The sequence below is a fragment of the Neobacillus sp. Soil_C_43 genome (assembly GCF_057656715.1).
In genome coordinates this window covers 19,915-43,728 of record NZ_JBDGJV010000009.1, presented here as the reverse complement: position 1 = coordinate 43,728, position 23,814 = coordinate 19,915, and the positions used below count along the sequence as shown (strand labels likewise).

The 23,814-nt window shown below is 39.5% G+C and carries 26 protein-coding genes; 1 reads left to right on the top strand and 25 read right to left on the bottom strand.

Annotation, left to right across the window (positions count from 1 at the left end; translation table 11 throughout):
* Nucleotides 1–329 precede the first annotated feature (329 nt).
* The 24 genes from rnhB to AC3A54_RS13185 form a co-directional block, all read right to left on the bottom strand.
* On the bottom strand, nt 330–1,109 hold the full coding sequence (gene rnhB, locus AC3A54_RS13300; RefSeq protein WP_487654796.1) for a ribonuclease HII: 780 nt from the start codon (nt 1,107–1,109) through the stop codon (nt 330–332).
* A 61-nt stretch (nt 1,110–1,170) separates the two neighbouring features.
* Nucleotides 1,171–2,046 (bottom strand): ribosome biogenesis GTPase YlqF, encoded by an 876-nt coding sequence (ylqF, locus tag AC3A54_RS13295; RefSeq protein WP_335544839.1) that lies wholly within the window; start codon nt 2,044–2,046, stop codon nt 1,171–1,173.
* A gap of 23 nt (nt 2,047–2,069) precedes the next feature.
* Nucleotides 2,070–2,630 carry a signal peptidase I gene (lepB, locus tag AC3A54_RS13290; RefSeq protein ID WP_335526315.1) on the bottom strand — a complete coding sequence of 187 codons (561 nt, stop codon included), beginning with the start codon at nt 2,628–2,630 and terminating at the stop codon, nt 2,070–2,072.
* 232 nt (nt 2,631–2,862) lie between these two features.
* The gene (gene rplS, locus AC3A54_RS13285) at nt 2,863–3,207 is read right to left on the bottom strand and encodes a 50S ribosomal protein L19 (RefSeq protein WP_235743156.1); all 345 of its coding nucleotides are present in this window, start codon (nt 3,205–3,207) and stop codon (nt 2,863–2,865) included.
* A 144-nt stretch (nt 3,208–3,351) separates the two neighbouring features.
* Nucleotides 3,352–4,095, bottom strand: a complete 744-nt coding sequence (trmD, locus tag AC3A54_RS13280; RefSeq protein WP_487654795.1) for a tRNA (guanosine(37)-N1)-methyltransferase TrmD — start codon at nt 4,093–4,095, stop codon at nt 3,352–3,354.
* Entirely contained in the window at nt 4,092–4,610 is a 519-nt protein-coding gene (rimM, locus tag AC3A54_RS13275) for a ribosome maturation factor RimM (protein WP_308080195.1), read from the bottom strand. The genes trmD and rimM overlap by 4 nt, the downstream gene beginning before the upstream one ends.
* A gap of 12 nt (nt 4,611–4,622) precedes the next feature.
* Complete coding sequence (locus AC3A54_RS13270) at nt 4,623–5,009, bottom strand: YlqD family protein (RefSeq protein ID WP_487654794.1); 387 nt, start codon at nt 5,007–5,009, stop codon at nt 4,623–4,625.
* A gap of 103 nt (nt 5,010–5,112) precedes the next feature.
* On the bottom strand, nt 5,113–5,343 hold the full coding sequence (locus tag AC3A54_RS13265; RefSeq protein ID WP_308080197.1) for a KH domain-containing protein: 231 nt from the start codon (nt 5,341–5,343) through the stop codon (nt 5,113–5,115).
* Nucleotides 5,344–5,355: 12 nt separating this feature from the next.
* Nucleotides 5,356–5,628, bottom strand: coding sequence for a 30S ribosomal protein S16 (gene rpsP, locus AC3A54_RS13260; RefSeq protein WP_308080198.1), 273 nt, complete (start codon nt 5,626–5,628; stop codon nt 5,356–5,358).
* Between the two features lie 109 nt (nt 5,629–5,737).
* Nucleotides 5,738–7,090: a signal recognition particle protein gene (gene ffh / locus AC3A54_RS13255; RefSeq protein ID WP_335526323.1), complete on the bottom strand. Its 1,353-nt coding sequence runs from the start codon at nt 7,088–7,090 to the stop codon at nt 5,738–5,740.
* Between the two features lie 12 nt (nt 7,091–7,102).
* Nucleotides 7,103–7,435, bottom strand: coding sequence for a putative DNA-binding protein (locus AC3A54_RS13250; protein WP_309865045.1), 333 nt, complete (start codon nt 7,433–7,435; stop codon nt 7,103–7,105).
* A gap of 94 nt (nt 7,436–7,529) precedes the next feature.
* Entirely contained in the window at nt 7,530–8,516 is a 987-nt protein-coding gene (gene ftsY, locus AC3A54_RS13245) for a signal recognition particle-docking protein FtsY (RefSeq protein WP_335544844.1), read from the bottom strand.
* A 210-nt stretch (nt 8,517–8,726) separates the two neighbouring features.
* A complete protein-coding gene (gene smc, locus AC3A54_RS13240; protein WP_487654793.1) occupies nt 8,727–12,293 on the bottom strand; it encodes a chromosome segregation protein SMC in 3,567 nt (1,188 codons plus the stop codon).
* Nucleotides 12,294–12,347: 54 nt separating this feature from the next.
* The gene (gene rnc / locus AC3A54_RS13235; protein ID WP_487654792.1) at nt 12,348–13,088 is read right to left on the bottom strand and encodes a ribonuclease III; all 741 of its coding nucleotides are present in this window, start codon (nt 13,086–13,088) and stop codon (nt 12,348–12,350) included.
* Between the two features lie 166 nt (nt 13,089–13,254).
* The gene (gene acpP / locus AC3A54_RS13230) at nt 13,255–13,488 is read right to left on the bottom strand and encodes an acyl carrier protein (protein WP_098528750.1); all 234 of its coding nucleotides are present in this window, start codon (nt 13,486–13,488) and stop codon (nt 13,255–13,257) included.
* Between the two features lie 252 nt (nt 13,489–13,740).
* Complete coding sequence (gene fabG / locus AC3A54_RS13225) at nt 13,741–14,484, bottom strand: 3-oxoacyl-[acyl-carrier-protein] reductase (RefSeq protein WP_308080204.1); 744 nt, start codon at nt 14,482–14,484, stop codon at nt 13,741–13,743.
* Nucleotides 14,481–15,428 (bottom strand): ACP S-malonyltransferase, encoded by a 948-nt coding sequence (gene fabD, locus AC3A54_RS13220; protein ID WP_487654791.1) that lies wholly within the window; start codon nt 15,426–15,428, stop codon nt 14,481–14,483. Before fabD ends, fabG begins: the two co-directional genes overlap by 4 nt.
* A gap of 21 nt (nt 15,429–15,449) precedes the next feature.
* Nucleotides 15,450–16,445: a phosphate acyltransferase PlsX gene (gene plsX, locus AC3A54_RS13215; RefSeq protein WP_335544833.1), complete on the bottom strand. Its 996-nt coding sequence runs from the start codon at nt 16,443–16,445 to the stop codon at nt 15,450–15,452.
* A gap of 12 nt (nt 16,446–16,457) precedes the next feature.
* Nucleotides 16,458–17,024: a transcription factor FapR gene (fapR, locus tag AC3A54_RS13210; RefSeq protein WP_335544832.1), complete on the bottom strand. Its 567-nt coding sequence runs from the start codon at nt 17,022–17,024 to the stop codon at nt 16,458–16,460.
* Nucleotides 17,025–17,179: 155 nt separating this feature from the next.
* Complete coding sequence (gene recG, locus AC3A54_RS13205; RefSeq protein ID WP_487654790.1) at nt 17,180–19,228, bottom strand: ATP-dependent DNA helicase RecG; 2,049 nt, start codon at nt 19,226–19,228, stop codon at nt 17,180–17,182.
* On the bottom strand, nt 19,212–20,108 hold the full coding sequence (gene sdaAA / locus AC3A54_RS13200; protein WP_487654789.1) for an L-serine ammonia-lyase, iron-sulfur-dependent, subunit alpha: 897 nt from the start codon (nt 20,106–20,108) through the stop codon (nt 19,212–19,214). Before sdaAA ends, recG begins: the two co-directional genes overlap by 17 nt.
* Before the next feature lie 21 nt (nt 20,109–20,129).
* The gene (sdaAB, locus tag AC3A54_RS13195; protein ID WP_335544829.1) at nt 20,130–20,792 is read right to left on the bottom strand and encodes an L-serine ammonia-lyase, iron-sulfur-dependent subunit beta; all 663 of its coding nucleotides are present in this window, start codon (nt 20,790–20,792) and stop codon (nt 20,130–20,132) included.
* A 112-nt stretch (nt 20,793–20,904) separates the two neighbouring features.
* On the bottom strand, nt 20,905–22,584 hold the full coding sequence (locus AC3A54_RS13190) for a DAK2 domain-containing protein (RefSeq protein ID WP_335544828.1): 1,680 nt from the start codon (nt 22,582–22,584) through the stop codon (nt 20,905–20,907).
* A 38-nt stretch (nt 22,585–22,622) separates the two neighbouring features.
* Complete coding sequence (locus AC3A54_RS13185; protein ID WP_144548976.1) at nt 22,623–22,985, bottom strand: Asp23/Gls24 family envelope stress response protein; 363 nt, start codon at nt 22,983–22,985, stop codon at nt 22,623–22,625.
* Nucleotides 22,986–23,276: 291 nt separating this feature from the next.
* Here AC3A54_RS13185 and rpmB point away from each other — a divergent pair, with 291 nt between their 5' ends.
* Nucleotides 23,277–23,465 (top strand): 50S ribosomal protein L28, encoded by a 189-nt coding sequence (rpmB, locus tag AC3A54_RS13180; RefSeq protein ID WP_007087786.1) that lies wholly within the window; start codon nt 23,277–23,279, stop codon nt 23,463–23,465.
* Between the two features lie 200 nt (nt 23,466–23,665).
* On the opposite strand, the gene spoVM is transcribed toward rpmB, so the two are convergent.
* Nucleotides 23,666–23,749, bottom strand: a complete 84-nt coding sequence (gene spoVM / locus AC3A54_RS13175) for a stage V sporulation protein SpoVM (protein WP_035445740.1) — start codon at nt 23,747–23,749, stop codon at nt 23,666–23,668.
* Nucleotides 23,750–23,814: the final 65 nt, after the last annotated feature.

Sequence of the window (23,814 nt, the reverse complement as noted above, 5' to 3'; positions counted from 1 at the left end):
TGTTTTTGTCTTTTCCGCCTACTCTGTCCGAAGTTGCCTTGTCTTCTGACAGTGTTTCTGTTTTTTCTGCTTACTCTGTCCGAAGTTGCCTTGCCTTCTGACAGTGTTTCTGTTTTTCTGCTTACTCTGTCCGAAGTTGCCTCGCCTTCTGACAATGTTTCTGTTTTTTCCACTTACTCTGTCCGAAGTTGCCTTATCTTCTGACAGTGTTTTTGTCTTTCCCGCCTACTCTGTCCGAAGTTGCCTTGTCTTCTGACAGTGTTTCTGTTTACTCTGTCCTAAGTTGCCTTGCGAAAATAACTCAATAAAAAAAACAGGCAAGTGCCTGTTTACTTAAGTTGTGCAATATAATCTTTTACTGGCGCAAAGCTTTTTCTATGATACGGTGTAATCCCATGCTGTTGAATAGCTTGAATATGTTCCTTCGTACCATACCCCATATTTTGCTGAAAACCATATGCTGGATAGCTTAACGAAATTTCTTTCATTAACTCATCTCTTGCTACCTTAGCCACGATGGATGCAGCTGCGATCGATATACTTCGAGCATCCCCTTTTATAATTGAATCTGAAGGATATGGAGTTTCTAGCTTCATAGCATCAATTAATAAAAAATCTGGCTTCGGATCTAAACCGGCTACCGCTACATACATTGCCTTTTTGGTTGCTTCATAGATATTAATTTCATCAATTTCATCCGCACTAATCATTGAAATACTGTATGCCAGCGCTTCACTTCTAATCATTTTATCGTATTCTTGACGTTTTTTTTCAGAAAGCTTTTTAGAGTCATCAATTCCGGCTAAGAAGAAATTTTCTGGTAGGATAACAGCAGCAGCCACAACGGGTCCAGCCAGCGGTCCCCTTCCAACTTCATCAATTCCTGCAATTAATTGAAACCCTTCCTCTCGATAGTTCCGCTCGAATTGATTCATTTCAATAAATTTTTCCTGGAGCAACCTTTCCTGCTCTTTTTGTCTATGCCACTTTTGAATGCATTGATGAACACCTTTTCGCTCATCTTTCTGAATTTTAATAAAGAATGGATCCTCTTCATTTACAATTGTTGAAAGGTACGCCTCGATTTCGGCAATCGATTGTTTTTTCATCCTCTTCACCCAAACTATTTTTTCTCGAAAAATTAAGGCCCCCTAACGGAGAGCCTTTTTGTTATTCTATATTTTCTTCTACTTTTAGGAAATCCTTTGGTCGTTCAAGGGTAAGTCGTCCAAATTTTTCAGACCTTATCTCCCTAATCACTAATTCTGCTACTTTATCGTAGTCGACCATACCACCGCCCATTAGACAGCCTCTTAACACTCCAATATGGTCAAATAATGCAACAAGGTCTTCTGGTATTTCTGTAAGCTTATACCGCTCTTGTAAGCGTTCTGGATACGCCCGCTCTAAGAACCTAAGAGTATAAACCGTCAAGTCCTGCAGGTTTAATAAAGTGTCTTTAATAGCACCGGTAATAGCCAATTTCATTCCAACCTCTTGGTCTTCAAATTTCGGCCATAAAATACCTGGTGTATCCAGCAGTTCCAATTCTTTCCCTACTTTAATCCACTGTTGAGATTTTGTCACTCCAGGAGTATTTCCTGTCTTAGCTATATTTTTTTTAGCCAGTCGGTTGATGAGTGTAGATTTTCCGGCATTAGGAATACCAACAATCATCGCACGTATCGCTCTCGGTCTTACTCCTTTTGCCCTCATTCGGTCAAATTTCTCTTTAAGGATTTCATTTGCGGCTTGGACAATTTGTTTCATCCCTTCACCGGCTTGGGAATTAATTGCGAGAGCCTTTATTCCCTTCTCTGCGAATGAGGCTATCCATTCCTTCGTCGCTACCGGATCAGCCATGTCTGCCTTATTAAGTAAGACCAGCCTCGGCTTATGTTGGATGATTTCGTCAATCATTGGATTTCTTGAAGAATACGGAATCCTTGCATCTACCAATTCAAAGATAATATCAACTAATTTTAACTTTTCTGTGACCTCTCTGCGAGCCTTGGCCATATGACCAGGAAACCATTGGATCGTCAAAGCAGCCACCCCCTAAACTATATCTATTTCACTGTAACAATATGTGCATCATTTAAAGGCCAGTACACAATGCTTGTTTTACCAATTACCTTACTTAATGGAACCGATCCAATATGCCTTGAGTCTTTACTGAAGCGTCGATTATCTCCCATAACAAACAATTCCCCTTTTGGAACTGTTTTTTGGCCGACTGGAGTTTCTTCAAGTGTGAACGAGTCCGTTAATGGACCATCCTGTACTTGTTTCTTATATTCGTCCAAATATGGTTCTTTATACGCTTTTCCATTTACATATAAAGTATCATTCTTATACTCAATTGTATCTCCAGGTAGGCCAATTACACGCTTTATGTAATCTTTCTTCTCTGGGGCATGAAAAACGATGATATCAAATCGCTTGGGTTCCCCAATGTCATAACTAAATTTATTAACAATCATTCGATCCTGATCCTTCAATGTAGGCATCATCGATAGACCATCCACTACAATTGGAGCAAAAAGGAAATACCTAATTACTGCAGCTAAGGCCACAGCAATTAACAAGGCCTTTGTCCATTCCCATAGCTCATTTTTCTTTTTTGTCATACAATCCCCACCAATCAGTAATAAAAAAATGTTTTATAAAGCCTATTTTACATAACTTAAACATATTTAACACGATGGGATCACAATTTTTATCAAACTTTAATAATTCGTTTATAAATCAGTAACAATTAAGGGAAAATCTACCCAATCATTTACATACCACCATATGCACCGATTTAATGATTTGTATAAAAAAAGAACTTGCTCACAAGCAAGCTCTTTTCTTTTCTTATTATCGAATCTCTTTAATTCTTGCTTTTTTACCGCGAAGGTTACGCAAGTAGTAAAGCTTAGCACGGCGAACTTTACCGCGGCGAATAACTTCAAGCTTCGCAATTTTTGGTGTGTGTACTGGGAAAGTACGCTCAACGCCTACTCCGTAAGAAACTTTACGAACTGTGAAAGTTTCGCTAATTCCACCACCACGACGCTTAATCACTACACCTTCGAATAACTGAATACGCTCGCGAGTACCCTCGATAACTTTAACGTGTACACGTACAGTGTCACCAGGACGGAACGCAGGTAAATCAGAACGAAGTTGTTCTTTTGTGATTTCTTCGATTAATTTATGCATCGTTTTCAACTCCTTCCAACAGATGCTCATGCATATCATTTTCCTTATAGCTTGCAGCGGAACATCGTTATAAGACCGCAATCTGATAGGTATCAGTTTAAGTCACAAGAAGTATCATACCATAATTATTGTAACCTCGCAACACTACTCGTATTCTTTTTTTACTTCGTTTAACCATTTTTCCTGCTGAGGGGTGAGGGCTATTTTCTCAAGTAAATCCGGTCTTCTTAACAGCGTACGTCTTAATGCTTCTTTGTTTCGCCATTCTTCAATTAATTTGTGATTCCCTGATAAAAGTACTTCAGGAACCATTAAACCACGGAAATCAGCCGGCCTGGTATAGTGAGGATGTTCAAGTAGTCCCGTGCTGAAGGAATCCTTCATATGGGATTCTTGATTTCCTAATACTTCAGGTAATAGTCGGACAACACTATCAACTACGACCATTGCCCCGAGCTCGCCCCCAGTTAAAACGTAATCACCAATAGATATTTCATCCGTTACAATATTTTCACGGATTCTCTCATCATAGCCCTCGTAATGGCCACAAATAAAAATCAAATGCTCTTCACAGGCCAATTCCTCTGCTTTTCGCTGGCTATAGCGTTCACCTTGCGGGCAAAGAAGAATCACCCTTGGGCTCTTTCTTTTGGCATTTTCTTTAAGAGCTGAAACAGCATCAAAAATGGGCTGTGGCTTTAACACCATACCAGCTCCGCCGCCATATGGATAATCATCAACCGTCGAGTGCTTGTTATCTGCGAAATCCCGAAAATTTACTACATTGTAGTTAACAGCTGATTTTTCAGAAGCCTTTTGCAGAATGGATTGTCCCAGTACCCCGGTGAACATCTCCGGAAATAAAGTGAGAATATCAATTTGCATCATGAAAGTAGCCCTTCCATTGGATCAATTAATATGACTTTTTCTTTCACATCCACTTTCTTCACGACTTCATGGATATAAGGAATCAAAACGTCTTTCCCGCCTTTTCCTTTCACCACCCACACGTCATTTGCACCTGGAGATAATATTTCAGTTACTTTACCAATTTCTTCTCCTTTAGTCGTTGCTACGAGACAGCCAATAATTTCGTGATAATAAAATTCATCTTCTTCAAGCGTTTCTAGCTGTGATTCTGGCACTTTTAATATCCCATCTCTGAATTTTTCCACTTCATTGATATTATTGAAGCCTTCAAATGTAAGCAGGTTAAAATTTTTATGGGTCCGGTGGCTTTTCACAGTTAGTTCAATTGGCGTGTTTGAATTAGGCATAAACAAATATAAAACATTGCCCACCTTGTACCGCTTTTCAGGAAAGTCAGTTTTTGAAATTACTCTCACTTCGCCTTTTATGCCCTGAGTATTAACGATCTTCCCAACATTAAACCATTTTTCCATATGTTTCACCTTCTATCTAATTTCCTTGATGATACCTTCTTTAATGATAATGCAAGGTTGTCCAAGCACCTCTTCCCAAGAGTCACCAACATTAACTTCTTTGAGAGCCTGAACTTCCTTCTCTTTTATTTCACTACCTAGTGGTAGGATATGTAATTGTTCCATTTGAAACTCAAGTAGCTTGATTTTTTCCTTCCGCATTTGAATTTCTTTTTGGAAATGTTTTTTTAAAGCTTCCGGGGAAAAAGTTTTCGTTTTTTCTAGTCGCTTTAGCTCAAAATGGAGCTGATCGCATTCCTTTTTCAGCTGCAGCATTTTGCCTTGATACTTCTCTGAGAGCTTTTGCCTGCTACTCTCTGTTAAAACCTGCTTAACCACAACAGTTTGAATGATTTGCATAGAATTGCCTCCTTCAAGCTTCGGATGTCCTTAAAGGCGCTTCCGCTTTTCGTGATAGCAAAAAAGGGAGGAATGAATCCCCCCTTTATCTAGATGCAAAAAGCTATTCACCAATTTCTAGAAAAATTTTCTTCTGTTGTGATGATCCTGCTGCATATACAACAGTCCTAATGGCCTTTGCAACACGCCCTTGTTTTCCAATCACTTTTCCCATATCAGTTTTGTTAACAGTAAGCTGATAGGTTACGCGGCTGTCATCTTCCATCACGTCAACCTGGACATCTTCAGGAAAATCTACAAGAGGCTTAACAATCGATTCGATTAATTGTTTCATATTAACCTTCGATTACTTGTTTAATTTTGCATTATGGAATTTCTCCATGATGCCTTGGTTTGAGAAAAGGTTACGAACTGTATCAGATGGTTTCGCACCGTCTTTTAACCATTTAAGAGCTAATTCTTCATTGATTTGAACTGAAGCAGGTTGAACAACCGGATTGTAAGTTCCTACTACTTCAATGTAACGTCCGTCACGAGGAGAACGAGAATCTGCTACAACAATACGATAGAAAGGAGTTTTCTTTGCTCCCATACGCTTTAAACGAATTTTAACTGCCATTTTAAATAAGCACCTCCGAATAGTTTCACACAAGATAGTATAATATCAATTCTTTTATAGTTTGTAAAGTGTTTTTTCTTTACATACATTATTACCAATTTTCTACAACTTAAAACGGCTTAAACGGGAATTTAAATCCGCCTTTTTTCTTGCCTTTTTGTTGCATGCCTGTCATTTGTTTCATCATTTTTTTCATATCTTCAAATTGCTTTAATAAACGATTTACTTCTGTGACAGGGCGTCCACTACCTTTAGCAATCCTGCGTTTGCGGTTTGCATTCAGTATTTCCGGATTGTTCTTTTCTGCTTTAGTCATTGATTGGATAATCGCTTCCACATGGGCAATTTGTTTTTCATCGATCTGAATATTATTCAAACCTTTGATTTTATTGGCACCAGGCATCATTTTAAGCAATTCATCCAAGGGTCCTAGATTTCGAACCTGACCTAGCTGATCCAAGAAATCCTCAAGGGTAAACGAAGCTGTACGCATTTTTTGTTCTAACTCTTTAGCCTTTTGTTCATCGACATTTGCTTGAGCTTTTTCAATCAGCGTCAGTACATCACCCATGCCTAAAATTCTAGAAGCCATCCGTTCTGGATGAAACGGCTCTAAGGCATCCATTTTCTCGCCAAGACCGACAAATTTGATCGGTGTTTGTGTGACAGCACGAATAGAAAGTGCCGCTCCACCCCTCGTGTCACCATCTAGCTTTGTTAAGACAACTCCGGTAAGACCAAGCTGTTCGTTAAAGCTTTGAGCAACATTGACGGCATCTTGACCTGTCATGGCATCAACTACTAAGAAAATTTCATCAGGCTTTGTTAGCTCTTTAATATCTTTCAGCTCGTCCATTAATGCTTCATCAACATGGAGTCGACCTGCAGTATCAATAAGAACGTAATCATGATGTTCTTCTTTCGCTTTTGCAATCGCCTGTCGCGCAATTTCAACTGGACTTACTTGATCGCCAAGTGAAAAAACAGGCATATCTAATTGTTTACCCAGCGTTTGGAGTTGCTTAATTGCCGCAGGCCTGTAAATATCGGCAGCAACGAGCAATGGTTTGCGGTTGTACTTCTTTCGAAGCAAAAGAGCTAGCTTTCCAGAAGTAGTTGTCTTACCCGCACCCTGCAGACCAACCATCATTATGACTGTAGGTGGGCGGTTGGATGCAGCAATCTTACTCTGCTCGCCACCCATTAAAGCCGTCAATTCTTCATTAACGATTTTGATAATCTGTTGACCTGGAGTTAAACTTTTCAGTACTTCCTGTCCAACAGATCGTTCACTTACTTTTTTAACAAAATCTTTAACGACTTTAAAATTTACGTCTGCTTCTAATAATGCGAGACGAACTTCACGCATCATTTCTTTTACATCCGCTTCAGAGACCTTTCCCTTTCCACGGATCTTTTGGATTGTATTCTGCAGTCGGTCGGCTAATCCTTCAAATGCCATGTATGCCGCCTCCTAATCTAATTTCTCAAGCTCAGCAACGGTTTCTAACATTGCTTGCTTTGAAGGGTTCTCCTCATTAAGCAATTCGTTCAAATGTCTGATTAAACTTGCCCGCTCTTGAAATTTTTGGAATAATAGAAGCTTTTCCTCATACTCCTCGAGCATGGCTTCCGTCCGTTTAATATTATCATAAACGGCCTGACGGCTTACGTCATACTCATCGGCAATTTCACCAAGAGAATAATCATCTAAATAATAGAGAGACATATAGCTTTGCTGCTTTGGCGTTAACAACGAATAATAAAAATCATAAAGATAATTCATTCGTGTTGTTTTTTCAAGCATGCCTATCCCTCCAATATCATGTTAAGTGAAAAGCCTTTACATGAGTAGTTTACACAGTCAGGCACTTTCTGTCAAGATAATACCTTTACATCCATTATTCGGTTTGTTCTACCTGATCCGCAAAGAGTCCATACACGTATTTCTCTGCATCAAACTCTTGAAGATCATCCATTTTTTCACCCAGACCGACAAATTTTACAGGAATTTTCAATTCATTACGAATCGCAAGAACAATACCGCCCTTTGCCGTACCGTCTAGCTTAGAAAGAACGATTCCACTTACATTTGTCACTTCTTTAAAGGTCTTTGCCTGGATGAGAGCATTTTGACCAGTCGTTGCATCTAGAACTAAAATGACTTCATGTGGTGCACCTGGTACTTCCCGTTCAATGACACGCTTCACCTTTTCTAACTCTTTCATTAAGTTCACTTTATTTTGCAGGCGGCCTGCAGTGTCGCAAAGTAAAATATCTGCCTGACGGGATTTTGCCGCCTGGATGGCATCGTACATAACGGCTGCCGGGTCAGAACCTTCTGCCTGCTTGATGACTTCCACTCCGACTCTATCACCCCATACTTCTAACTGTTCAATCGCACCAGCACGGAAAGTGTCCCCTGCTGCCATTAAAACCTTTTTGCCTTCACTCTTAAATTTATGTCCAAGTTTGCCAATTGTGGTCGTTTTTCCAACACCATTGACCCCGACAAACAAAATAACAGTTAAGCCTTCCTCTTGAATATTTAATTTAGAGGATTGTTCTTCTCCAGAATTATAGATCTCTACTAGCTTTTCAGAAATAACACTCTGAACTTCCTGCGGATCCTGAATATTTCTGCGTTTTACTTCCGTCTTTAATTCTTCAATTAATCGCATTACTGTATCAAAGCCGACATCTGCTTGAATTAATATCTCTTCTAATTCTTCAAAGAAGTCTTCATCGACTTTTCGATATCTTGCTACAAGGTCGTTTACTTTTCCTGAGAAATTGTCTCTTGTTTTCGTTAAGCCTTCCTTAAACTTCTCGGTTACGGAATCTGTTGATTTCGTAATTTTCTCTTTTAGTTTTTTAAAAAAACTCATTCTACCACTTCCTTTTTAATTAGGCTTTGTTAAACTTGTCTGTTGATTTCCGCTCCAGGCACTTCGCTTTCCGTGGGTGTTTCGGCGAGCCTCCTCGGCGCACGCGCCTGCGGGGTCTCCCCTGAACCATACTCCCACAGGAGTCTTCGCGCCTTCCGCTCCAATCAACAGGTGTGTTAAATTAACATAATGCATTAATTTAGTCTAAAATTAAGATTCTACGAGTTCCTTTGTTTCTTCTAGTCGGACTGATACAAGTTTGGATACGCCTGATTCCTTCATAGTTACTCCATAAAGGACATCTGCTTCTTCCATGGTTCCTTTCCGATGGGTTATCACGATAAATTGTGTTTCCTTGCTATATTGCTTTAAATATTGGCTAAAACGGTAGACATTGGCTTCATCTAGGGCCGCTTCCACTTCATCAAGGATACAAAATGGAACAGGCCGTACCTTTAAGATAGAAAATAATAAGGCTATAGCAGTTAATGCACGTTCTCCACCTGAAAGGAGTCCCAAATTCTGCAGCTTCTTCCCAGGAGGTTGAGCAACGATTTCTACCCCGGTATTTAATAAATCTTCGGGTACTGTTAGAACTAAATCCGCTCTTCCTCCACCGAAAAGAGCTCGGAAGGTTGGTTCGAAGTGCTCACGAATTCCATTGAAGGTTTGTTCGAAGCGTTTCTTCATTTCTATATCCATTTCTTCAATCACCTGGTAAAGGGTATCTTTTGCTTCCTGGAGATCGGACTTTTGCTCATTTAAAAACTCATATCGCTCAGATACACGCTCATATTCTTCAATTGCACCAAGATTCACACTTCCTAGTTCTTCAATGGCAAGTTTGATGAGCTTGACCTTTTTCCGTGCTTCCTCAACAGGAATTGTTAATGGATATTGTTCCTTCGCCCCTTCAAATGACAATAAATATTCTTCTCGAAGATGTGTCAGTCGATTTTCAAGCTCGACATCAAGACGATTGATTTTGACTTCCTCATCCTTTAATACCACGATCATTCCTTTATGGAGCCTTTTCAACTCTTTAGCTTCTAATTCCATGTCTTCAAGAACATCCACTAAGGACAATCGTTCCTGTCTTCTAGTAGTAATTAGCTGTAGAGTGGCTTCTTTGTCTTGCTGCTTCAACTTAGCTGCAGCCTCAAGCTGCTCCTCACCTGATGAACTGTTTGTCATTTCAGAAGACAATAGGCTAAGGTCCTCCGTATAAAGCGCTAGCTTTTTTTCGCTTTCTTCTAAGTCCTCAATCGTAAGCGTAAATCTCTCTTTTATATTCGTAAATTGCTCGTTTTTAGAAGCAAACTCTACCTTTAAATCATTTATTTCATTCGTCAAAGTTTCCTTTGAAGTTAAATCACTGGTTTTTTGTTCTGTTAATTTAACAATTTGAGTATCCAGTTCTGTAACATTTACTTGATAGGTTTCTAGCGCATTAAATAATTCGTCTTTTCGTTTTAGTAAGCCGTTCTTTTCATCAGAAAACTGTCCTTTTTCAAGGTCATATATCGCTAACCGCTCGTTAATATTTTTTACTCCAAGCTCAGCTTCACGCAGTTCTCCCTTTACAGCCTGCTCGTTAAGTCTCAATTCTTCGCCATTCTTTCGAATTTCGTCTAGCTGTTGATCAGTCAGTTGAACTTCTTCTTTTAAGGATTTAACCGTTTTTTCTAGACTAGCTGTTTTTTTCTCCATAATAACCAATTTGGCTTTTAAATCTTCTAGTTCACCTTTTCTAGTTAATAGAGAGGATGTCTTTTGTTTAACCGCACCACCCGTCATGGAACCACCAGGATTAACAATATCCCCCTCAAGCGTGACCAAACGGCAGCGGTACTGAAGGATTTTTGCCAATTCATTGGCACCCTTCAGGTCTTTTGTAATCACAACATTCCCTAATAAGTTATTCATTACCTCAGCATACCTTGACTCAAATTTAACAAGGCTGACAGCTGTTCCAATCAAGGATGGATGATTTTGAATGGACGATAATTGTGCAGCGGATAAAGGCCTGCCTTTAATAACGCTAAGCGGTAAGAAGGTTGCTCGTCCATATGAATGTTGTTTTAAATATTGGATCGCTGTCCGTGCATTTTGCTCGGTATCAACAACAATATGCTGAAGGGCACCCCCAAAAGCTGTTTCGAGTGCTGTTTCATATTCTTTTGGAACGGTAACTAATTCTGCTACTGCGCCTTCAATTCCCTTTAGCTTATGATCCCTTGCCTTTAGAACCTCTTTAACCCCTTGGAAGAACCCGGAATAATCTTCTTCCATCTCTTCGAGCATTTCTTTTCTTGATTTTGCCTGTTGAAGCAGCTGATAGGCTTGATACAGCATCTTTTCTTGTTTTTCATAATTATTTTTTACCATTTCAAGCTTTTTGTGTTGATCGCGAAACGCTACCACTTGGTCTGCTAATTGTTTTTGAAAATCTGCTAATAAAGATTGAATTTGCTCCATCTTGGATTGAGCAATTTGTCGTTCTTGAATGTATTTCGTATTCTCTGAATCAAGACGCGAGCTTTTTCTCTCTTGTTGCTCCAATTGCTGGTCAATATATTTCAATTCATTTTTAGCACCAGCCTGCTGATTGAGCAGCTCAATATATTCACTTTTTAAGCTATCAATTTTTTCTTCTATATTTTCGGTGAAAAGTTGTAGCTTTTCTTGTTTTTCCTTTAGTTCGGCCTGTAATGAATGAACCTGTTCACCTAGTTCATTAACTGACTTTGCCTGCATGTCCCTATTTTTTTGAAGCTGGCTGATTTTTCCAGTCAACTCAGTGATATTCATTTTCAGCTGTTCTTTGTTTTGAGCAGCATTCTTTTTCCGTTCCTTCAATACTTCTTTACGGCCTTCGAGCTTTTCAAGTTCTTCACTTGCATGAAGTAAAACATTTTGCAGGTCTGTAATCGATTCGTCTAATGCAGAAATTCGGTCTCTTGTTTCAACTATTTTAGCTTCTTTGACCTGTAAATCTGATGATAGCTTTAACTCTTCCTGCTGATGTTCTTCTAGTTGTTTAGAAAGGTTTTCCCATTTCTGGTGTAGGTCTTCAATTTCAAACACAGTTAATGCTACTTCTATTTTTTCTAGTTCTTCTTTTTTCTCCAGAAAATCCTTAGCCATCGATGCTTGAATTTTAAGTGGCTCTACCTGACTTTCCAGTTCGTGTAAAATATCATTCACTCGGTTTAAATTATCCTGTGTTTCAAATAATTTTACCTCTGCTTTTTTCTTCCGGTTTTTGTATTTTAAAACACCAGCTGCTTCTTCGAAGATAGTTCTGCGATCCTCAGCTTTACTGTTTAATATTTCTTCTACTTTTCCTTGACTAATGATGGAAAAGGCTTCTCTGCCAAGACCTGAATCCATAAACAAATCGATAATATCCTTCAGCCTGCAGGGCTGTTTGTTAATGTAAAATTCACTTTCGCCTGAACGTGAGACACGTCTGGTCACACTTACTTCATTGTAATCTAACCCGATTCCTTGGTCCTGATTATCCAGTGTCAGTGATACCTCAGCGAAATTCAGAGCTTTTCTAGTATCACTGCCGGCAAAAATGATATCTTCCATTTTACTTCCTCGTAAAGATTTAGCGGACTGTTCACCTAGGACCCAGCGGATCGCATCAGTTATATTACTTTTGCCACTCCCATTGGGACCCACTACAGCCGTAACCCCAGGAACAAAATCAACTCCAATGCGGTCTGCGAACGATTTAAATCCAATGATGTCCAACCGTTTTAAAAACATTTCATTATCCTCCCCATGCAACCCGGGATTTCTCCTGCAAACATTTTGACATTTCTAGGTTGTTTTCGCTTTTAATACGTCCAGTGCCATTTGGGCGGCATGCTGTTCGGCTTCTTTTTTCGATTTCCCAGTTCCTACTCCTAGCTCATCTCCATTTAAGGACACTTTGGAAACAAACTCCTTGTTATGTGCTGGACCTTTTTCTAATAAGACTTTGTATTCTAATGTACCTGTTCCATCTCTTTGAATGAGTTCCTGTAATTGACTTTTAAAATCCATCACATGAGAAAAAGCACCAGCATTTATTTTAGGAAAAACGACCAATTCAAGGAATTCAATGACTTTATCAATTCCTTGATCTAAATAGAGAGCTCCTATGAACGCCTCAAACACATCCGCTAATAAAGCAGGGCGTTCTCTTCCGCCTGTCATTTCTTCCCCTTTTCCCAACAAAATGAGATTACCAAACTTAAGCTCATTAGCAAAAGAAACGAGTGATGGCTCACACACAATGGCTGCTCTTAGTTTCGTTAATTCTCCTTCTGTCATGGTAGGATATTTCTTAAAAAGAAATTGGGAAACAGTTAGCTCCAGTACAGCATCTCCTAAAAATTCAAGTCTTTCATTATCCTCGAAAGGCTTTCTGCGATGCTCATTCACATAGGATGAATGAGTAAAAGCTTGCTTTAGTAATTTTTCATTTTCAATAGTAATTCCAATTGTCGTTTGAAAATCCTTAAATTGATTTTCCTTTGCGCGATTGTTCAACTCTTTTTCTTTACCGTTTTTGCGCATAAAGTCTCCACCTTGCATTTAGTTTACAGACATTGCCTATTATGAGTTTAAAAAAGTTTCTTTGAAAACGCAAAGAAACTTGGCAGATAGTTTACTCTGCCAAGTTCTATCATACAGAATAAAGCTCCGTTTGAAAACGGAGCTTTGTGAATAAAATCTAACGAGATTACTTACTGCTATTTATGTAATTAACAGCATCACCAACAGTGCTGATTTTTTCAGCATCATCGTCAGAAATTTCCATATCGAACTCATCTTCCAATTCCATTACTAGTTCAACTACGTCAAGGGAATCAGCGCCAAGATCATCTTTAAAAGAAGCTTCAAGCTTTACTTGAGACTCATCAACACCTAAGCGGTCAACGATGATTTTTGTAACACGTTCTAATACCTCTGCCATGCTCGTTCACCTCCCCTCAAGCTATTATAGAGTATTTCAATAAAATAATAAATGTTGTTTTTGATTAAAATTAGATTACTGATTTTTAACTACTTAGATATGAACCCTCTACATTGAAAATTGTCCAGCTCTAGCTCCAGCGCCTAGCCCCTCGGGTCAAATAACCTTCGGCAAGAAAAGTCAAAAGGCGGACTTTTCCCGCCGAAGAACATTTGCCTGTCGGGGCTGAACAAGGCGCTTCCGCTTTTCTAATTACATTACCATACCGCCATTTACATGGAAGGTTTGGCCAGTAATATACGATGAGTCATCAGAAGCTATGAAAGCAGTGATTTTAGCGATATCCTTAGCTTCTCCTAATCTTGCTAACGGGATCTGTTTTAACATTTCCGCTTTTACTTCCTCAGATAATTTATCTGTCATATCAGTAGTAATAAACCCTGGAGCAACTGCATTCACTGTAATATTACGTGACGCTAATTCCTTAGCAGTTGTTTTTGTTAAGCCAATAACTCCCGCTTTTGCAGCTACATAGTTAGCTTGCCCTGGATTCCCACTTACACCAACAACGGAAGCAATATTAATGATGCGGCCCACTCGTTGTTTCATCATTTGTCTTGTTACCGCTTTTGTACAAAGGAATACACCTTTAAGGTTAGTATTAATTACATCATCCCATTCTTCTTCCTTCATTCGCATTAAAAGGTTGTCCCTTGTAATACCTGCGTTATTTATGAGGATGTCTAGTTTACCAAAGCGGTCAATCGATGCTTTAACCATTTCAGTCACTTCTACTGTATTTGAAACATCACATTTTATCGCCACAGCATCTCTGCCGAGGGCTTTAATCTCATCAACTACTTCATTTGCTTTTGCTTCGCTACCAGAAAAATTTACTGCAACATTTGCTCCTTGTCTTGCCAGCTCAAGAGCAATTTCCCTGCCGATTCCTCTTGATGCTCCGGTAACAAGCGCTGCCTTCCCTGCTAAACTCATAGTTTTTCCTCCTTTAAAGCTTCCATTACTGCCATTGCACTTTCCTCATCAGTTACTGCGTATGTCTTAACTGTTTTATCAATTTTTTTGATTAATCCTGACAGAACTTTTCCAGGACCAATCTCGATGAAAGTATCGACTCCAAGGTCAATCATTTTAGTAACAGAATCCTCCCATTGTACTGGGGAATATAACTGCTCGATTAACTTATCCTTTATTTCAGAAGCATTACTAACAGGTTGAGCTGTAACATTTATGACAACCGGTATTTCAGCATCCTTCATCTCCATCCCATCTAGCACTTCACGCAACTGTTCTGCAGCTGGTTTCATTAATGATGAATGGAAAGGCCCGCTTACCTCTAAAGGAAGGACTCTTTTGGCGCCGGCTTCTTTCGCTTTCACACCTGCTCGTTCTACCCCTTCTCGTGAACCAGAAATGACAATTTGTCCGGGACAGTTTAAATTAGCTAAAGAAACCGGGAAGCCCTCTTCACTTACTGCTTTTGTTACGTCTGAAAGAGGGTCACGATCTAGGCCAAGCACTGCAGCCATAGAACCTTCGCCATTCGGTACAGCATGTTCCATAAACTCTCCACGTTTCCTAACCGCAAATACACCCTCTTCAAAGCTTAATACACCTGCCGCTACTAATGCCGTGTACTCTCCTAGGCTATGTCCAGCAACAAAGTCAGCTTGGATTCCAGATTTTCGAAAAAAGTCTAAAATGGCCATACTTGTTGTTAACAATGCAGGCTGGGTATTATAGGTTTTGGTCAATTCTTCTTTCGGACCTTCAAAAATAAGCTGGCTGAGTTTGGTATCTAGTGTTTTATCTGCTTTTTCAAAATATCCCATTACCTCGGAGTATTTTTCAGCCAGTTCTTTCCCCATTCCTACTGTCTGTGACCCTTGTCCAGGAAACACAAATGCTACCTTACTCATATCGACACTCCTTTTAACGTTCTATTTTGCAGTATTGTCCGCTTCAACCGTGTGCTTAATTAAGCCAACGACATCATTACTAACCATTTCTCTCGTTTGGCGGATCGCACTAAAAATCGATTGAGCATTAGAAGAACCATGCGCCTTAATAACGGGTGCTTTTAATCCGAACAATCCAGCACCGCCATACTCGGAATAATCCATTGTATTTTTTAAAGTCATAAGATTAGGCTTTAGAACCGCAGCAGCTAGTTTACTTGTAAAACTACTCATAAGAGCAGTTTTTAACATTTTAAACATGGAAAGAGCAGTACCTTCAAGCGTTTTTAATACCATATTGCCCGTAAATCCATCGGTTACGACTACATCAGCTACACCTTCAAGCAAATCTCTTGCTTCAACATTGCCAACAAAATTTAAATCTGCATTTTTTAAAAGGTCAAAAGCCTGCCTAGTCAGCTCATTCCCTTTCTTTTCTTCAGTACCAATATTTAAAAGACCGACTCTAGGTTTTTCAATCCCTCTTACTTTTTGGCTGTATATAGAGCCCATGATGGCATTTTGAAGCAAATGCTCGGGCTTGGCATCTGCGTTTGCCCCGACATCTAAGAGCAGGAAGCCCTCTCCACCAATCGTTGGCAGTGTAGGTGCTAAGGCCGGACGGTCAATACCTTCAATTCTACCGACAACAAAAAGGCCCGCTGCCATTAATGCACCTGTATTGCCTGCTGAAATGCAAGCATCGGCTGCTCCGTCAGCTACCTGTTGGGCAGCTAACACCATGGAAGCAGTCTTTTTTCGACGAACCGCTCTAACTGGTTCATCCGTTCCAAGTATCACTTCTGTCGTATGTAAAATTGAAATTCGGTCATGACTAGTAAGGGTTTCTTTTATTCTATTTTCATCCCCTACTAGGGTGATATGTATATCAGAATATGTTTCAACAGCTTTCAGTGCACCTAAGACAATCTCTTTTGGGGCATTGTCGCCACCCATAGCATCAATTGCTAATTTCATTTTTCTCATCCTTTAACCATTTTTCGAACGGTACATTTCAAATTCTCCAGTAAATACGAGCTCATTATTCACAAAACTAGTTACTTCAACAAAAGTTCTGTCAACCTTCTCATCTATTTTTGTCACTTTTGCTTTCGCTATTACTCGTTCATTTAATTTTACCGACCGCTTAAATTGAATATTTGCTTTTGCTGTTAGCGCTAATTCATCATTAATTACTGCAACTGCAAGAGAATTGGCCTGTGCAAAAACGTGATGTCCCCGAGCAATATTATTGCGCTTGAAGACATGTTCTTCTTTTACATCAAAAATAGAGATCGCACTTTGATCTAAGTCTATATCAATGATTTCACCGATAACTTCTTCAAGTGGTAATGAGCGCACTTCGTCTTCAAATCGTTTCTCAGCGACTGTTTTAATCCGCTCACGCAGTTCGGGAATGGACAATTCAAGACGGTCAAGACGAATCGTTTGTACACTCACTTGAAAATTTTCAGCTAAATCCTCATCGGTAATAAAGGGATTATCTTTTATAGTGGTCGTCAACAAGTGTTGACGTTCTTTTTTACTTTTTCTCATTATTTTTCACACCGTCCGAGATCTTATGACTAGGTACTAATAGTAGTATAAAATTTGAAAAAGCAGATTGCAAGATTAATTTTCATCCTACATATCTGCTTTCTTTGTTTCAGAAGTCTTCGGGCCTACCGATTCACTCAACATAATACCAAGTTTTAATCTAGCTTTTCGCCTTCTAACACTCCTGATTCTTCTAGTTTTTTTCTTAGGTATTCATAGTCTGGCTCGTTCCAAAATACCTCCGATTGGATCAGCATTGCAGCATCATTTCGTGCTGTTTCGAGGGCTCTGTAATCATGAACCATGTCAGCTACTTTAAATTCAGGCACACCGCTTTGTTTTCGACCAAAGAAGTCACCAGGTCCTCTTAATTCAAGATCCTTTTCACTAAGTACAAACCCATCAGTTGTCTCTGTCATGATTCTCATTCTCTCTTGACCGACCTCTGACTTTGGATTGGCAAGTAAAATACAATACGATTGATCACTACCACGCCCCACACGCCCGCGAAGCTGGTGGAGCTGAGACAACCCAAATCTTTCTGCATCATAAATAACCATCATCGTTGCATTCGGTACATTTACCCCTACTTCCACCACAGTAGTTGAAACGAGTACCTGTACTTCGTTCATACTAATAGCCTTCATAACAGAATCCTTTTCTTCTGAACTCAAGCGGCCATGCATAAGCCCCACTTTATAACGGTCCTTAAAATAGTGGTTTAAAGTAGTATGCACATCAATTGCATTTTGAACATCAAGCTTGTCCGATTCCTCAATTAACGGGCATATAACATAGGCTTGATGTCCCTTCCTTAATTCTTTTTCGACAAAGGAAAGTACACGCTCTAGCATTTCTGGCTTTGCCCAGTAAGTTTCAATCGCCTTTCTTCCCGCTGGCATCTCATCAATAATGGAAACATCCATTTCACCAAAGACCGTAATCGCTAATGTCCGAGGAATCGGAGTGGCTGTCATAAAGAGTACATCAGGATTCTCTCCTTTTTCCCTTAATACTCTTCGCTGCTCCACGCCGAAACGATGCTGTTCATCGGTAATAACAAAACCAAGCTTCTTAAAGATCACCTCATCTTGAATCAGGGCATGTGTACCAATTAATATATCTACTTTTCCTTCTGCTAATTCTTGCAGGATTTCCCTCCTGCGTTTTCCTTTAACGGAGCTTGTTAATAGCTCGCATTTCACCTTAAACGGTTCGAGTAAATTCTTTAATGATTCTGCATGCTGTTCAGCTAAGATTTCAGTTGGGACCATAAGCGCCCCTTGATAACCAGCTGTTACACTGGCATATAAACCAATCGCAGCAACCACTGTCTTACCAGACCCAACATCTCCCTGTAAAAGGCGGTTCATGCGGAGTTTAGATTTTAACTCCGACAACACTTCATTAACCACTCGTTTTTGAGCATTTGTTAATGGAAAAGGAAGACCTTCAATAAAATCCTTTACTTTAGTTAAATCATAGTTTTGTTCTACTCCTGGAGAATGCTCTCTCTCAAATTTCCTCAATGCCTGCATTTTTAATTGAAATAAGAGGAACTCTTCATAAACAAAACGACGTCTTGCCTGTTTCACTTCCTCCGGGCTATCAGGGAAATGCATGACTCTCAATGCTTCTTTCCTGCCCAAGAGACGATATTTTTTTACAAAAGCAGTCGGAAGAGTTTCCTCAAGATCACCCCCGTATTGATGGAAGGCCAGGTGAATAAATTTCCGCATTCCCTTAATTGTTAACTTCCCTCGTAATGAGTAAACGGGCTCAAAGTCTTTGGATTTTGCATTTGGTCCTGCCTGCATCTCATTGGCTGTAATGGTTTGCCGATGTGCATCCCATTTTCCCGTTACAGTTATGGTTTCATTCATTATGATTTTATTTTTTAAATAGGGCTGATTAAAAAAAACTACTTTAATTAAGTACGATCCAACAAAAAGACGGAACGTTAATTTGGATTTCTTCCTGCCATAATAGACAAGAGAAGGCTCGCTATGAACCTTCCCTTCAACCGTTACTTTCTCATCATGCTGTACTTCCGTCAGTTCTTTTAACGAATAATCTTCATAACGATATGGAAAATACTCAAGTAAATCTTGAATCGTAAAAATCTTCATTTCTGAGAATATCTCTGCAGTTTCTTCACCAATTCCCTTTAAGACTGTAATTGATTGGTTAAGATTTGGATTCACTATCTTTGAGCGGTATACCGAAAATCTTCGCTTCGAGTCTTCGACCTGTCGGTGTAGCCGCCAACCCTCCCTGCGCGGTTTCTTTTAGTCCTGTAGGCATCGATTGACCAATTTTATACATGGCGTCAATGACCTCATCACATGGAATACGACTTGTAATGCCTGCTAACGCCATATCAGCTGCAACCATCGCATTTGCAGCGCCCATCGCATTTCGTTTCACACACGGAACCTCTACAAGCCCTGCAACTGGGTCACAAACTAAACCAAGCATGTTCTTTAGTGTAATGGCCATCGCTTCTGCGCACTGCTCCGGGGTACCGCCTGCCAGTTCAACAATCGCAGCCGCAGCCATTCCAGCAGCTGACCCAACTTCCGCCTGACAGCCTCCAGCAGCACCTGAGATAGAAGCATTATTTGCAACAACAAAACCAAATGCCCCTGCAGTAAATAGAAAGGAAATCATTTGCTCCCGAGTTGGCTTAAGCTTCCTTTGAACAGCAAATAAGGTTCCTGGAACTACACCAGCAGAACCTGCCGTTGGTGTAGCACAGATGGTTCCCATTGCTGCATTCACTTCATTCGTAGCGACAGCTTTACTTACTGCATCAAGAATCGTTTCTCCTGATAAGAAATTTCCCTTTTCAATATACTTTTGTAAAAGAACCGCATCGCCTCCGGTTAATCCAGAATGAGAGGAAACTCCTTTTATCCCTCTTTCAACAGCTTCTTCCATCACTTTTAGATTTCGGTCCATAAATGCAAAGACTTCTTCTCTTGATCTGCCTGTAACGGAAACTTCCTGTTCTATCATAATTTCTGAGATTTTTTTATTTTGACTATTGGCAAGTTCAACTAATTCAGCAACATTACGAAACACATATCTTCCTCCCTCTAGTTGTTAATCTACAATTTTGGTCACTTTTAAAATATTTGGAAGTTGTTCAAGCTCTAGTAAAATGCTATTATCCATATTTTGATCCACTTCAATAGTCATCAGTGCCAGTTTCCCTTTTTCTTTTCGGGATACCTCCATGTGACCAATATTTATTTCATATTTAGCAAGAGTGTTGGAAACAGCAGCTATGGCTCCAAAACGGTCGTTATGAACAACAAGAATAGCAGGATGATTCCCTGATAACTTTAGTTCAAAGCCATTAAGCTCAGTAATCTCAATTTTCCCGCCGCCTATTGAGATTCCTACTAACTCTAGTTCCCCATCATGATCGCCAATGAAGATTCTAGCTGTATTTGGATGATCTGTCACAGCATCTTCTTCTATAAAACGTAATTTCATGCCACTAGCTTCTGCGATATCAATAGCATTTATAATTCTTTTATCATCTGTGTCAAAATCTAATAATCCACCAACTATGGCTACATCTGTTCCATGACCCTTATACGTTTTTGCAAAGGACCCATACAATGAGATATTTGCCCATTTGGGTTCTCTGCCAAATAAACTTCTTGCCACACGACCTATTCTCGCGGCCCCTGCCGTATGTGAACTGGATGGGCCTATCATAACCGGACCAATAATGTCGAACACACTTCTATACTTCACATGCATTCTCTCCCTTTGCCTGAATCTATCTCTAAACATTATTCTAAAAATTATTAAACGACACTTATATCAAAAAAAATAGAAGGGTAACCCCTTCTATTTTAGCCGTTCCTTATTCAATTGAAAAGATAAAAGAATATAATGGCTGACCACCATTATGTACTTCTATTTCAACATCAGCAAAGTTTTCTTCCACAAATTGTGTAAGACTGGTTACTTCTTCCTCTGTAACATCCTCACCGAAGATAATGGTTAGAATTTCTGAATCTTCGTCTAACATCTGAGAAAGCAGTTCTTTCGCTGCGTTTTCTTTGTCTTTGTTTTTTATAACAATTTTCCCCTCAGAGATGCCCATGAAATCATCTTTTTCAATTTCTAAGCCATCAATTTGCGTGTCTCGAACGGCGAACGTAATTTGTCCCGTCTTAACATGCTGTAGGGCATCCATCATTGCAGACTCGTTAGCCTTCACATCTGTTGAAGGATTGAAAGCTAACAATGCTGATAGTCCTTGAGGAACCGTTTTTGACGGGATGACATAAATTTCTTCGTCTGAAACATCAGCTGCCTGCTGAGCGGCCATGATAATATTTTTGTTATTCGGTAAGATAAATACCTTTTTTGCATTAACTTCTTTAACGGCTTTAACGATATCTTCCGTGCTCGGATTCATCGTCTGCCCGCCTTCAATGACAGCATGCGCACCAATACTCTTAAATAATTCCGCAATTCCTGAACCCATCGAAACAGTAACTATTCCGTATTCTTGAAGTTCTTTTGGAGCTTTAGGAAGCTCGGAATCTTTTGCTGTATGGGATTCACCTACAATATTAGTATGCTGCTGACGCATATTTTCTATTTTCATGTTAATTAAATTTCCATACTTTTGTCCGTAGGTTAATACTTCACCAGGCTGCTCAGAATGAATATGCACTTTTACTACATCTTCATCAGCAATCACCAACAAAGAATCACCTAACTTACTTAGGTCGTTACGGAAATCGCCTTCATCAAATGGATGCTTAGTCACCTTATCAGCTTCAAACCTTACCATGAATTCTGTACAATATCCAAATTCAATATCCGCTGTATTCATATGACTCTGGACACTTTTATGATGCTCAGCATTAACCATTTCGTTCATCGAGGGAGTAATGGGAGATTCAGGAAGCTCTTCACCCTTTAAAACTGCAAGGAAGCCTTCGTAAACGAAAACAAGTCCTTGTCCGCCACTATCTACCACACCTACTTCTTTTAATACGGGTAGTAAATCAGGCGTACGCTTTAATGAAGCCTTTGCTTCTTTCACCACTTCTTCCATGATCATAATAATATCATTGGATTTTTGGGCAACTTGCACACCCTTCTTAGCCGAATCCTTCGCAACTGTTAGGATCGTTCCTTCTACAGGCTTCATTACCGCTTTATAAGCTGTTTCTACGCCTGCGTCTAATGCTTGTGCAAAATCTTTCGCGGAAATCTCAGCTTTCGATTCAACCGCTTTAGAAAAGCCGCGGAATAATTGGGAAAGAATAACTCCTGAATTTCCACGTGCTCCCATTAGCAACCCTTTTGAAAGGGAAACTCCAACTTTACCAATATGTTCCTGAACATTATTTCTTACTTCCTTCGCCCCGGAGGTCATTGATAAGTTCATATTTGTTCCAGTATCACCGTCGGGCACAGGAAAAACGTTCAAAGCATCAACCATTTTAGCATTTGCTGCCAAATGATTTGCACCTTGAATTACCATTTCGGCAAAACGTTTTCCATCTAATGCTGTTATTGACACAAAATTTTCCTCCTCTACTTGCGGTTCGCAGTACGAACTTACGGATTCGTTACTCGAACTCCCTGAACGTAAATATTTACCGAGTCAACGGCAAGTCCAACTGTCTTATCGAGGGTATATTTAACCTTTGATTGCACGTTGTGGGCAATTTCGGAAATCTTCGTTCCATAGCTAACAATAATGTACATATCAATATGTAATGCCTCATTTTCCTGGCGCACAATTACGCCTCGAGTAAAGTTTTCTTTTCGTAGTATTTCCGTAATCCCATCTTTAATTTGATTTTTAGAGGCCATACCGACGATACCATAGCATTCGATAGCTGCTCCTCCGGCAATGGTAGCGATTACTTCGTTTGAAATATCAATTTGTCCGTACTTAGTTTTTAATTCGATGGACATGAATCGTTCCCCCTTTGGAAAATTGCTCCTTGACTACAGTCATTTTACTATAGTCAACCCAATATTGAAAGTCATACTTGCCTGTATAATATAAGAGCATTTAATTTATACCTATGTCAAGGTTTTTTTCTTGAAAGGTTTATATACAACTATTGCATTCAATTGGGTTGTGTGATAAATTATTAAGGTATCTCAAGACTAGAAAATTTGGTTAGTCAATTTTCTATATCCAGATGAGCATCTAAAAGATAGCTGTATAAAGCCTTTTGGTAGTTAAGGAGGGAAATCATTATGCCACGTAAATGTGTAGTCACTGGAAAGAAAACAACAACTGGTAACGCACGTTCACACGCTATGAACGCAAACAAGCGTACATGGGGTGCTAACCTACAAAAAGTACGTATTCTTGTTGATGGAAAGCCTAAGCGTGTTTGGGTTTCTGCAAGAGCGTTAAGATCAGGTAAAGTAGAACGCGTATAATAAAGGACCTGAGCATCCTATGTTTGGATGCTCTTTCTTTTTGCCCAAAAAGGATTTACTAAGTATTTAACAAAAAAGTACAAATGTACTCCATTCTTTTATTATTCCCAATTAAGAAAATAAAAAGCACCCAGACGAGGCGGGTGCCAAAAAAAGGGTATTAATTAAAAACGATACCATTCTTGTACTTTTATATATTTCTATTCATTCTTTTTAAATGCCCCAATCATCGCTCGGACTAGTCCGCCTAAAAATTTTGGCAGTTTAATTGTATAAAATTTCATACTGTCCCTCCTCACAAATCTCCCTGCTTATTTAATCTCACTTTTTTCGTACGCCCTAACAGTTT